The organism is Avibacterium sp. 21-594, from assembly GCF_026226815.1.
Taxonomy (GTDB): domain Bacteria; phylum Pseudomonadota; class Gammaproteobacteria; order Enterobacterales; family Pasteurellaceae; genus Avibacterium; species Avibacterium avium.
Genome location: NZ_JAKKOC010000001.1, coordinates 515,447 through 526,431, shown reverse-complemented (window position 1 = coordinate 526,431; position 10,985 = coordinate 515,447). Strand labels below are relative to the sequence as shown.

General features: G+C 41.7%; 11 protein-coding genes. 3 read left to right on the top strand and 8 right to left on the bottom strand.

Annotated features, from left to right (window positions below; translation table 11 throughout):
* Positions 1 to 32: 32 nt before the first annotated feature.
* From tilS to ribA, 6 genes are all read right to left on the bottom strand, one after another.
* The gene (tilS, locus tag L5B76_RS02460; RefSeq protein WP_265754099.1) at positions 33 to 1,325 is read right to left on the bottom strand and encodes a tRNA lysidine(34) synthetase TilS; all 1,293 of its coding nucleotides are present in this window, start codon (positions 1,323 to 1,325) and stop codon (positions 33 to 35) included.
* A 13-nt stretch (positions 1,326 to 1,338) separates the two neighbouring features.
* Entirely contained in the window at positions 1,339 to 2,199 is an 861-nt protein-coding gene (gene pdxY / locus L5B76_RS02455) for a pyridoxal kinase PdxY (RefSeq protein WP_265754098.1), read from the bottom strand.
* A 70-nt stretch (positions 2,200 to 2,269) separates the two neighbouring features.
* The gene (gene accA, locus L5B76_RS02450; RefSeq protein ID WP_194750050.1) at positions 2,270 to 3,223 is read right to left on the bottom strand and encodes an acetyl-CoA carboxylase carboxyl transferase subunit alpha; all 954 of its coding nucleotides are present in this window, start codon (positions 3,221 to 3,223) and stop codon (positions 2,270 to 2,272) included.
* 150 nt (positions 3,224 to 3,373) lie between these two features.
* Positions 3,374 to 3,964: a Fic/DOC family protein gene (locus tag L5B76_RS02445; protein ID WP_115249889.1), complete on the bottom strand. Its 591-nt coding sequence runs from the start codon at positions 3,962 to 3,964 to the stop codon at positions 3,374 to 3,376.
* On the bottom strand, positions 3,951 to 4,124 hold the full coding sequence (locus L5B76_RS02440) for an antitoxin VbhA family protein (RefSeq protein WP_265754097.1): 174 nt from the start codon (positions 4,122 to 4,124) through the stop codon (positions 3,951 to 3,953). Before L5B76_RS02440 ends, L5B76_RS02445 begins: the two co-directional genes overlap by 14 nt.
* Positions 4,125 to 4,128: 4 nt before the next feature.
* On the bottom strand, positions 4,129 to 4,785 hold the full coding sequence (ribA, locus tag L5B76_RS02435) for a GTP cyclohydrolase II (protein ID WP_115249888.1): 657 nt from the start codon (positions 4,783 to 4,785) through the stop codon (positions 4,129 to 4,131).
* Positions 4,786 to 4,855: 70 nt separating this feature from the next.
* On the opposite strand from ribA, the gene L5B76_RS02430 reads away from it, so the two are divergent.
* The gene (locus L5B76_RS02430; protein WP_265754096.1) at positions 4,856 to 5,596 is read left to right on the top strand and encodes a phosphatase PAP2 family protein; all 741 of its coding nucleotides are present in this window, start codon (positions 4,856 to 4,858) and stop codon (positions 5,594 to 5,596) included.
* Positions 5,597 to 5,637: 41 nt separating this feature from the next.
* Positions 5,638 to 6,552: an N-acetylglucosamine kinase gene (gene nagK, locus L5B76_RS02425; RefSeq protein WP_265754095.1), complete on the top strand. Its 915-nt coding sequence runs from the start codon at positions 5,638 to 5,640 to the stop codon at positions 6,550 to 6,552.
* 355 nt (positions 6,553 to 6,907) lie between these two features.
* Here the strand turns inward: nagK and L5B76_RS02420 are convergent, their stop codons facing one another.
* Both L5B76_RS02420 and L5B76_RS02415 read right to left on the bottom strand, forming a co-directional pair.
* Positions 6,908 to 8,140 carry an MFS transporter gene (locus L5B76_RS02420; protein WP_326938256.1) on the bottom strand — a complete coding sequence of 411 codons (1,233 nt, stop codon included), beginning with the start codon at positions 8,138 to 8,140 and terminating at the stop codon, positions 6,908 to 6,910.
* 175 nt (positions 8,141 to 8,315) lie between these two features.
* Positions 8,316 to 9,119 carry a gluconate 5-dehydrogenase gene (locus L5B76_RS02415; protein ID WP_103854843.1) on the bottom strand — a complete coding sequence of 268 codons (804 nt, stop codon included), beginning with the start codon at positions 9,117 to 9,119 and terminating at the stop codon, positions 8,316 to 8,318.
* Positions 9,120 to 9,534: 415 nt separating this feature from the next.
* Between L5B76_RS02415 and L5B76_RS02410 the strand changes: the two genes are divergently transcribed.
* Positions 9,535 to 10,977 carry an alanine/glycine:cation symporter family protein gene (locus L5B76_RS02410; protein WP_115249884.1) on the top strand — a complete coding sequence of 481 codons (1,443 nt, stop codon included), beginning with the start codon at positions 9,535 to 9,537 and terminating at the stop codon, positions 10,975 to 10,977.
* Positions 10,978 to 10,985 lie beyond the last annotated feature (8 nt).

Genomic DNA, 10,985 nt, shown 5'->3' with positions numbered 1-10,985 from the left:
CGGGGAAAAGTGAGGTGCAAATTGAGCAAGTTTTATTTGCTTTCAGATGCAAAATTTTGAAAAAATCCCACCGCACTTTGGAAATTTTCGCCATAAAAAATTAGCGGAGTGCGTGTGCGTTGCCAGACTGGTACATTGTGTGCTTGCCACAGTTTTTTGATGTCTTGATGAACGCCTTGCGCATTGCGAACTTTGCCCGAATAAGTAAAACGGATTGAGATCGGTGCATCGGTTAATGGCAACTGATAGCTTTTCCCTTGCCATTGAATTTGAATGGCTGATTTGGTTTGGGTGAAGCTGATTTCGCCAAGATTGTCAGGCAATTCAATCTGCTGATTTAAGCGAACGGGAATTTTTAGTGCACGAAGATCGGCGAAGATTTCGATTAAATATAACCGCTGTTGATAACGGCGCAGGATTTTATCGCCCAATTGAAATTGCGGATTGCGATCCGTTTCGGCAAAAATCACGTCTTGAATCAATCGCTCCAATTGTTTGGTGGACGGCATTGGCTGTTGCAAGGTTTCCAGCCATAAGCGGAGTAGGGCTTTTTGTTTCAAATCAGACCATTGCGAGAAATCCGTTAAATCAAAAGTGCGGTGCGTTTTGTCCGAATATTTTTCTAGCTCGGGTTGTAATAATTCGGCTAAAAGCTGTTGTTGCTCGGCACAATGGGTGGCACTGCGTTGCACTACTTGATCGAAGTGCGTCCAGCGTTCACGCAATTTGGGTAAGATTTCATTGCGTAAGAAATTGCGTTCGTATTGATTGTCTTGATTGCTTTCATCTTCAATCCACGATAGCTGATTTTCCGTGGCATATTGCCAAAGTTGTTGGCGCGAAAAGCCGAGTAGGGGACGAAAAATATTCAGATTAAACACCGCACTTTGCGTTTTCATCGCTGATAATCCGCTGACGCCGCTACCTCTTTTCAAGGCAAGAAAAAAGGTTTCGGTTTGATCTTGTTGGTGGTGGGCGGTAACCAACATTTCTTGCGGCAAAATATGGCGTTGAATGGCGTGATAACGGGCTTGGCGAGCAGCTGCTTCCACCCCCATTCCCCGTGAAAGTTGCACTTTTTCAACGATCAAGGGAATGGAAAATTGCTGGCAAAGCTGTTGGCAATGTGCAACCCAGTGATCCGCATTCGGGCTTAACCCGTGATGAATATGGATCGCGCGCAGATGGAAGTGCGGTTGTTTTTCGCGTAATTTTGCTAAAAGCGCAAGTAACACGGTAGAATCCAGCCCACCGCTTAAGGCAATCAGAAAATGCGAGTGGGGCTGGCGTTGTAATTGCTGTTGAAATTGCTCAATTAGCGTCATAGCAAGGGCAATATTAGGCGATTTTCACTGCGTTAAATTGGCTCACAGGGCGAACAATCTGTTCACGCGCCGCCACAATTTGCAGTTCATAATTATCCTGCTGTTGCGTTACGGTCATCACATCATTCACGGCATTGGCGGTATGCTCAAAGGCTTCCACATCGCTTTTGCCATTGAGCAAATTCGCCATAAATAGCCCCGCGGTTAAATCGCCCACGCCCACAGGTTCTTTCTTAAATTGATGAAGTGGGCGGCTAATATGCCAAATGCCCTCTTGGTTGGCGAGCAACATTTCAAATTGGCTTGGATCTTGCCCCACTTTGCTTAGGTGTTTCACCAAAACTTTTTTCGGCCCTTTGGATAAAATCACTTTTACCGCTTCAATGGCTTGAGCAAAGTTTTCTACTGGTAAACCGCTTAGTTCACGCAGTTCCACTAAATTAGGGGTGATAATATCGGCTTTCGCCATAGCAAGGTTGATGAGATTTTCTTTCACGCCATCAGCCACAATACAGCCTTTGTCGGGGTGGCCCATGACAGGATCGCACAAATAAACGGCGTTAGGATTGCGAGATTTCACTTTTTGCACCGCATTAATGATTTCTTCCACTTGCTCCGCCGCGCCGATATAACCTGAAATCACCGCATCACATTGATGTAATTGACCAATATTATCAATGCCTTGTACGATTTCGCCAATTTGTGCTGGTGGCATTACCATTCCCGTCCATTGACCATATTGAGTGTGATTGGAAAATTGCACGGTGTTCAATGCCCACACATCAATGCCGAGCAACTGCATTGGAAAAGTGGCAGATTTGTTGCCTGCATAACCGTAAACGACGTGAGATTGAATGGAAAGAAGATGTTTCATTTTGCTATCCTTTATGCTTTCTAATAACGCTTGAAAGTAAAAGTGCGGTTAAAAAACCGCACATTTTTATTTAGCAATAACCGTAGCTCATTAGGCGTTGGTAACGGCGTTCTAACAAGGTATCAGGATCAAGAATTTCTAAATCCGCTAAATCTGCCAGTAAACGCTGTTTTAGATTTTGTGCCATTTGTTCATAATCACGATGCGCACCGCCTAATGGCTCTGGTATGATGCTGTCGATAAGTTTTAGCTCTTGTAGGCGTGGTGCGGTTAGTCCCATTACTTCAGCAGCGGTGGAGGCTTTATCGGCGCTTTTCCATAAAATGGACGCACAGCCCTCTGGGGAAATCACGGAATAAGTGCTGTATTGCAACATATTGACTTTATCGCCCACGCCAATGGCTAACGCGCCACCAGAACCACCTTCACCAATTACCGTACAAATAATTGGCACTTTTAGCATTGACATTTCACGCAAGTTGCGCGCAATAGCTTCCGATTGTCCACGCTCTTCCGCACCCACACCAGGGTACGCACCTGGGGTGTCAATAAAGGTGATGATTGGCAATTTAAAACGTTCTGCCATTTCCATTAAACGCAACGCTTTGCGATAGCCTTCAGGGGCTGGCATACCAAAGTTACGTTTCACTTTATCTTTTACCGTGCGTCCTTTTTGGTGGCCAATGACCATAACTGGCTTGCCGTCTAAACGAGCTAAACCACCCACAATGGCTTTATCATCTGCAAAAGCACGATCGCCTGCGAGTTCTTCAAACTCGGTGAAAATTTGTTCGATATAATCCAATGTATAAGGACGATTTGGGTGGCGAGCCATACGAGAAACTTGCCACGCATCTAAGTTGGCAAAGGTTTTTTTGGTTAATTCTTCGCTTTTTTTCTGTAAGCGAGCAATTTCATCATCAAGATTGATTTCACTGTCTTGTCCCGCGACTGCGCGTAACGATTCAATTTTCGCTTCAAGTTCAGCAATCGGGAGTTCAAAATCTAAGTATTCTTGGCTCATTTGTTATTCCTAGTTTTTCGGCAAAATTAGTAAGCACTTTAGCAATATTTTACTTAGCGTGCAAATATACCCAATATTTTATGCGTTTTTTACAAAAAAAGTAGTGTTTTTTGCAGTTAGCTGGTTAGACGACTGGTAGAAATCTTTTTGTCATTTAGGAATTGGGGTTAATCCTTTTTTGATAATATTTTCTAAGGCACTGTAATCACATTTATGCGATAAAATAGATGCTTGAATCATTTCATCTGCACTTACTTTCTCAAGATTTAAATAAAAACCTAAGGTTTGAGCTAATTGGTGAATGAATAATCGTTGAGTACGACCATTGCCTTCACGAAAAGGGTGTATCGCATTAATTTCGCCTAAATAGTAAGCTAATCTTGCAGGGATTTTTTCTGGAAGCGTATTTTTCAAAAATTGCTCATTTTTTAGCTCATTAAACAATTTTTCTAGCTCAGGGATAATTCTTGAGCTGGTTGCAAACATTGTATCTCCTTTAGAGATATCAATACTTCTAATTTCGCCAGCCCAAGAATAGATCTCATTAAACAAATGTTTATGGATAGCTTTTAGGTGAGCGATATCAAATTGCCCTTTCACTGGTGTAATTAACAATATAGCTGTTTGAATAGCAGTGATTTGAGCTTCTTTTTTATCTAGTTCATCTTGCGTTTCGATGTTCAGCTTATTAATTAGTACCCCATTTTTATTTAGCATAGGATCAGAGCTATGATATTTCATTCGTTTTTACTTTTAATTCTGAGATAGTTATTTCACCCATTGCCCATTTTTGAAAATAATGGAGCATCTCTTGGCTAAGATATAGTCCTTCAAGACGATTATTATCAATTGCAAACTGTAGGGCTTGTTGTCTAATTTGTTGCTCTTTTAAATTATGCATTATTTTATTCCCTATTCGGCACTTCTTCCTGACAATGTGGGCAGGTCATTAGGTGTTTTTGGTTGTTATGCACGATGAAATGGCCCATTTTTTTCGCTTTGGTGTCTAAATATTCCGTGTTGTAGCGGTTTTCGCCCACGTTTAACGGAACGCGTTCCACCACGTTTATTCCCGCTTTTTTCATTGTATCGATTTTGTTTGGGTTGTTGGTGAGCAGGCGAACTTGTTTCACACCGAGTAGATCAAAAATATCCGCGCAAACTTCAAAATTACGCTCATCTGCGGCAAAGCCCAAAGCAAGGTTGGCTTCAATGGTATCCATTCCTTGATCTTGTAAAGAATAAGCACGGATCTTGTTAATTAAGCCAATGCCACGCCCCTCTTCGCGGTGATAAATCAGCACGCCACGACCTTCTTCGCTAATTTGACGTAGTGCTGTGGCAAGCTGAAAACCGCAATCGCATTTCAGGCTATGCAACGCATCGCCTGTTAAACATTCCGAATGAATGCGGGCTAAAACAGGCTCATCTGGATTTGAAATGTCGCCCATTACTAAGGCAACGTGTTCTTTTTTAGTGTCGGGAAACTCAAAGCCCACAATGCGGAATAAACCAAATTCGGTCGGTAAATTGGCTTCCGTAACCCGTTGAATTTTTGTCATCGCTAAATCCTTCATTCTTTTTTTATTGAATAATGCTAAACTATGCACTCAAATTTATGGAGTGATTAAAATGTTAAAACGCCTTTCATTATATACCTTATTGCTTTGTTGTGTGCCTTTTTTTGCGTGGTTAATTAACTGGCATTGGCAAGGGGATACAAATTATACACAAATTGATACGTTGCTTTATCTTATTACCGAAACAGGCAGTTCACCTTATGCCATACTGACCTGTGCTTTTTTTGCATTGGTATATTTTTTCGCTATTCGGAATAAAAAACAAGCCCTTGCGGTGATTGCGGTAATGGCGCTTTCTGTGGGCGTTACCCAAGGTGTGAAATCGGCGCTCAAAACGGTGTTTGCTGAACCTCGTCCTTTTATTGTGCAATTGGCGGAAAAATCAAGCGTTAGCCCTGACTATTTTTACGATCAACCTCGCAATGAACGCGAAAAAATCGTGTTGGATTATTATGCAGATAAACAAGTTGATGCCCATTTGGTGCATCACCGTAGCAAAGAAACAGGCTATTCTTTCCCGTCTGGCCACAGCATTTTTGCCGCCACTTGGCTAATGCTTGCAGTGGGATTTGGACAACTGCTTGGACGTAACAATAAAGGAATGAAATATCTCACCGCAGGCATTGCCGTTTGGGCGGTGCTAATGCTAGTCAGCCGTTTGCGTTTAGGAATGCATTACCCGATTGATTTATTGGTTTCCGTATTGCTGGCGTGGGTGTTTCATTGCGGATTATTCGATTGGATCAAAAACAAACCAATTTTTAACCGCACTTTGCAAGATAGAGCGCAATAATAAAGTGCGGTCAGATTTTTAATTATTTTTTGAGGTGAACAATGTTATACGGATTTGATATTGGCGGTACAAAAATTGAGCTTGCCGTATTCAATGAAAAATTGGAAAAACAATATTCCGAACGGGTGGATACACCAAAAGACAGCTACGAACAATGGCTTGATACCATTGTGAATTTGGTGAAAAAAGCCGATGAAAAATTTGGCGAAAAAGGCACAGTGGGGCTAGGCTTACCGGGTTTCGTGAATCACGAAACAGGCTTGGCGGAAATCACCAATATTCGTGTGGCAGACAACAAACCTATTTTACAAGATTTAAGCCAGCGTTTAGATCGCGAAGTGCGGGCAGAAAATGACGCAAATTGTTTTGCCTTATCAGAAGCTTGGGCTGAAGAAAATCAGCAATATCCAAGCGTGTTAGGCTTAATTCTTGGCACAGGTTTTGGTGGTGGATTAGTGGTTGACGGCAAAATCTACTCAGGACAAATCGGAATGGCGGGCGAATTGGGGCATATGCAGCTGAATTACCACGCCTTGAAATTACTAGGCTGGGATAAAGCGCCAATTTACCCTTGCGGCTGCGGCAATCAAGCCTGTTTAGACACCTATCTTTCAGGCCGTGGCTTTGAAATGCTGTATCGCGATCTCAAAGGGGAAAATCTCTCTGCCAAAGAAATTATCCAGCGTTTTTACGCGAAAGATCAAAGTGCGGTGGAATTTGTGGAAATGTTTGTGGAGCTCGCTGCCATTTCTATCGGCAACATCATCACCGCCCTTGATCCACATTTAATTGTACTCGGCGGCGGTTTATCCAACTTTGATTATCTCTACGAAGCACTACCAAAAGCCCTGCCTAAACACCTAATGCGCAGTGCCAAAGTGCCTGTAATCAAAAAAGCCAAATACGGCGATTCTGGCGGCGTGCGCGGTGCTGCAGCGTTGTTTCTTTCAAGGTAGTATTTGATTTTTATTTATGCGCCTCAAGGAAACTTGGGGCGTTTTTGTTTTAGTTGGGTATTTTCTCGAATCTTTTTTATATTTGGAATATGGAAAGTGGTTATTGAATTAGCTAGGGGAATCATTTTACCTTTTTCAATCGCAACCATTTGTTCTGCGCTTTTGATTAAGCGATCGAATATTTGTTTCTTCATATTATTTTTATGCAGAGTTCGATAGAACAATAAATAACATTCTAGCAAAGAGCGGTGATTTTTACAGCAAAATTTATGAGGTAAGTAGCAAAGGTAGAAATAAAAAATGTAGAAGATCAATCTTCATCTTCTACATTTTAATTTAATGAATGATGTAATAATTACATTGCATCTTCTTCGGCGAATAAGTCACGGTCTTTAGTTTCAACGGTATTGTAAGTTGTGAATACAGTGATCATCATTAATAAGCTCATAAAGATAGCTACAGCTTGCCATCCCCCGAAATAGGCTAAAATAATGGATGAGAACATTGGTACCAATCCACCACCAATAGCCCCAATTTCACGCGCAACAGTTAATGCACTGTAACGATAGCGAGAACCGAAAATTTCTGGTAGTTGAGGGCTTTGTACACCCATAGCGCCTTCTGCTGGGAACCAGAAACAGAAGATCATAATCAAACCGATTAAGATTGGTTCACCTGTATTTGCCATCATAAAGGCGAAGAATGGGAAGATACACATTATGATGGAGTAAATTAATCCTGCTTTACGGCGTCCAATTTTATCAGAGAGCCAGCCGCCGAATAGTCCACCAAAAATTCCAACTACTGCACCAATTGCTGTGGCAGTTGAGAAAATTGCTCCACCATCTGAGCGGACATAGTTTACAATATAGCCACCTAAAAATGCTTGGTACATAAATGAATGTCCAACACAAGGAAAAGTGAAACCGAAAACGCGTAGCATATTTTTACGAGAATGTTTCCACGCTTGAACAAGAGGCATTGCTTGTTTGGCACGTTCTTTGAACTCTTTCTGTTTTTCGACAAAAACAGGTGACTCGTGCAATTTTAAGCGCATCCAAATAGCGAAAACAGTTACAAAGATCGTTAATAAAAATGGAATACGCCAGCCCCAAGCAATTAAATCATTACGATCAAGGCTAACAAGGATAACTGTCCATACTAAACCACCAACAACTGTTCCTGCACTCGCGCCAGCCCATACATAGCTTGCCGTAATACCACGTTTGCCAATTGGTGCGATTTCAGTAAGATAAGTTGTGCCAGATGTATATTCAGCACCAACAGCTGCACCTTGTACACAACGGCAGATAATCAAGAGTATTGGCGCCCAAATTCCAATGCTGTCATAAGATGGAATTAAACCAATACTAAATGTCGCTAATCCCATTAATAAGACGGTTGTGGATAATACCCATTTACGTCCACGAGTTTCACCTAAATGAGAGAAAATCAATCCCCCAATTGGTCGAACTAAAAAGCCTACACCATAAATACCAAAAGCTGAGATTAAACCAATAATAGGTGATGCGTTAGGGAAGAAAACTTGGCCAAAACATAATGCCGAAGCGAGAGAGAAGAGAGTCATTTCCATCTGGTCGAGAGAAGTGCCGATGGCTGCACCGAATTTAGCCCGCCGAAGTTGTTTATTAAATTCTGGCGATGAGGCTTGTACTGCATTTTGATTATTTATATTTTCCTCCTATTTAGTCCGTATGAATAATAAAAAAGGTGCGGGCTGAAGACCCACACCTATAAGCAATTTACGGCTGTTTACCAATATATGCCAAGATACCGCCGTCAACGTATAGAATATGACCGTTGATGAAGTTTGAGGCGTCAGAAGATAAGAACACTGCAGCGCCTGCGAGATCTTCTGGGGTTCCCCAGCGAGCAGCAGGGGTTTTGGCGATGATAAATTGATCAAATGGGTGGCGTGAGCCGTCTGGTTGTCTTTCGCGTAATGGTGCGGTTTGTGGGGTGGCGATGTAACCTGGGCCGATACCATTACATTGAATGTTGGCTTCACCAAATTCTGAACAGATGTTTTTGGTTAGCATTTTTAAGCCACCTTTTGCAGAAGCGTAACCAACCACAGTTTCGCGACCTAATTCACTCATCATTGAGCAGATGTTGATGATTTTACCGTGTCCTTTTTTGATCATTGAAGGTAATACGGCTTTTGACATAATGAACGGGCCAGTTAAATCGATGTCGATAATTTTGCGATAGTCCGCAGCGGTGGTTTCTAGCATTGGGATACGTTGAATGATACCTGCGTTGTTTACCAAAATGTCAATCACGCCTACTTCGTTTTCGATTTTCGCAACGTGTTCTTTTACTGCGTTTTCATCTGTTACATCAAATAAATAACCGTGCGCATCAATGCCTGCTTCTTTATAAGCGGCAAGGCCTTTTTTCAAGTTTTCTTCATTTACATCGTTGAATACGATTTTTGCCCCTGCTTGGCTTAATGCGGAAGCGATGGCAAAGCCGATACCGTATGATGCGCCTGTAACTAAAGCAATTTTTCCTTTCAGTGAGAATTGATCTAAGATGTTTGACATAGTTGCTCCTTTAACTCGTTAAATTAGGTTGTCATTGAAATTTATCATTCAGGTAAACTAATTTTAAAATTATTAAACTGTGATTTCAATTTTATTATAGCGGATTATGAAAAATAGAATGTGATGCAGCTCACATTTTTGCGAATTGCATAGAATTTTTTACGCCTTATGGAGTTTTTGCAAAAATAAGTGAACAAATAATCAACAGTTTCACTTTTTCTCTTTGTGCTAGGCTTAATCTTTTCTCACTCTTTTTAGTCATTCAATAAAATATTGTTCAATAAAGTGCGGTGATTTTTTGAAAAATTTTTAAGAATTTGTGCTTTCTTGATTTTTTATTCTCTTTTTTATCCTAATTGTTCTCTCTTTATATAAAATCCATTAGAATGCAGCCTTTCATTATGAGGAGAAGTTTATGATTGAGCAAATTATCAACAATGTGGAGCAAGCCCTAACGTGGTTTGTGGAAACATTTGATGGCCCGCTTTGGGATATTACTGTCATCACTTTATTAGGTGTGGGTATTTTCTTCACGCTCACCACAGGATTAGTGCAGTTACGCTTATTTCCACAAAGTTTGCGTGAAATGTGGTTTGGGCGTGCCTCTACGGGGGATTCTTTAACGCCATTCCAAGCCTTTGCGACAGGCTTAGCCAGCCGTGTGGGCGTGGGCAATATTGGTGGGGTAGCCACGGCGATTGCCATTGGTGGTGAAGGCGCGGTGTTCTGGATGTGGGTTACGGCATTGATCGGAATGTCCAGTGCGGTAGCGGAATCTTCTCTTGCTCAATTATATAAATTAAAAGATAAAGATGGCGTGAGCCGTGGTGGCCCTGCTTATTATATTGTGCAAGGCTTAAAATCTCGCTGGTTGGCGGCTTGTTTTGCCATTGCGTTAATCTTTACCTTTGGTTTTGCTTTCAATGCGGTGCAATCCAATGCGATTGTTGAGGCAACAGGCAATGCGTGGAAATGGAATCCAAGTTATGTGGGAATGGGTTTGGTGATTTTAACCGCCTTGATTATTTTCGGTGGCGTGAAGCGTATTGGTAAAGTTTCCGCTAAAGTTGTGCCAACAATGGCGTTGTTTTATTTAATTATGGCAGCGATCATTATGGGAATGAACATTGAAATGATCCCAACCGTAATCAGCAATATTATCCATAGCGCGTTCTCTTTTGACGCAATGGCTGGCGGTATGTTCGGGGCGATTTTCTCTAAAGCAATGTTAATGGGGATTAAGCGTGGTTTATTCTCCAATGAAGCGGGTATGGGTTCTGCGCCAAATGCTGCGGCTTCAGCAGATGTTAAGCACCCAGTAAGCCAAGGTTTAATCCAAATGCTTGGCGTGTTTGTGGATACCATTATTGTGTGTTCTTGTACGGCTATCATCATTTTGCTCTCAGACAACTACGGCGGCGAAACGCTGAAAAGCATTTCCCTTACGCAAAATGCGTTACAATATCACGTTGGTGAGTTTGGCTTGCATTTCCTTGCGTTCATCTTATTGTTATTTGCATTTTCTTCCATCATTGGTAACTATGCCTACGCAGAAAGCAATATCCGCTTCCTGAAAAATCGCCCTGTGGTGGTGTTTATTTTCCGCTTAGTGGTGCTATTTTTCGTGTACTTCGGTGCGGTGAATTCAGGCAATGTGGTGTGGAACTTTGCCGATACCGTAATGGCGGTGATGGCGCTAATTAACTTGGTGTCTATCGTGCTACTTTCACCGATTGTGTGGACGTTATTAAAAGATTATCAACGCCAAATTAAAGCTGGTATTCGTGAGCCAGAATTTAAAATTGAAGAACATCCAGAGCTACTTAAACGTGGCGTGAATCCTGATGTTTGGAAATAATGATTTGA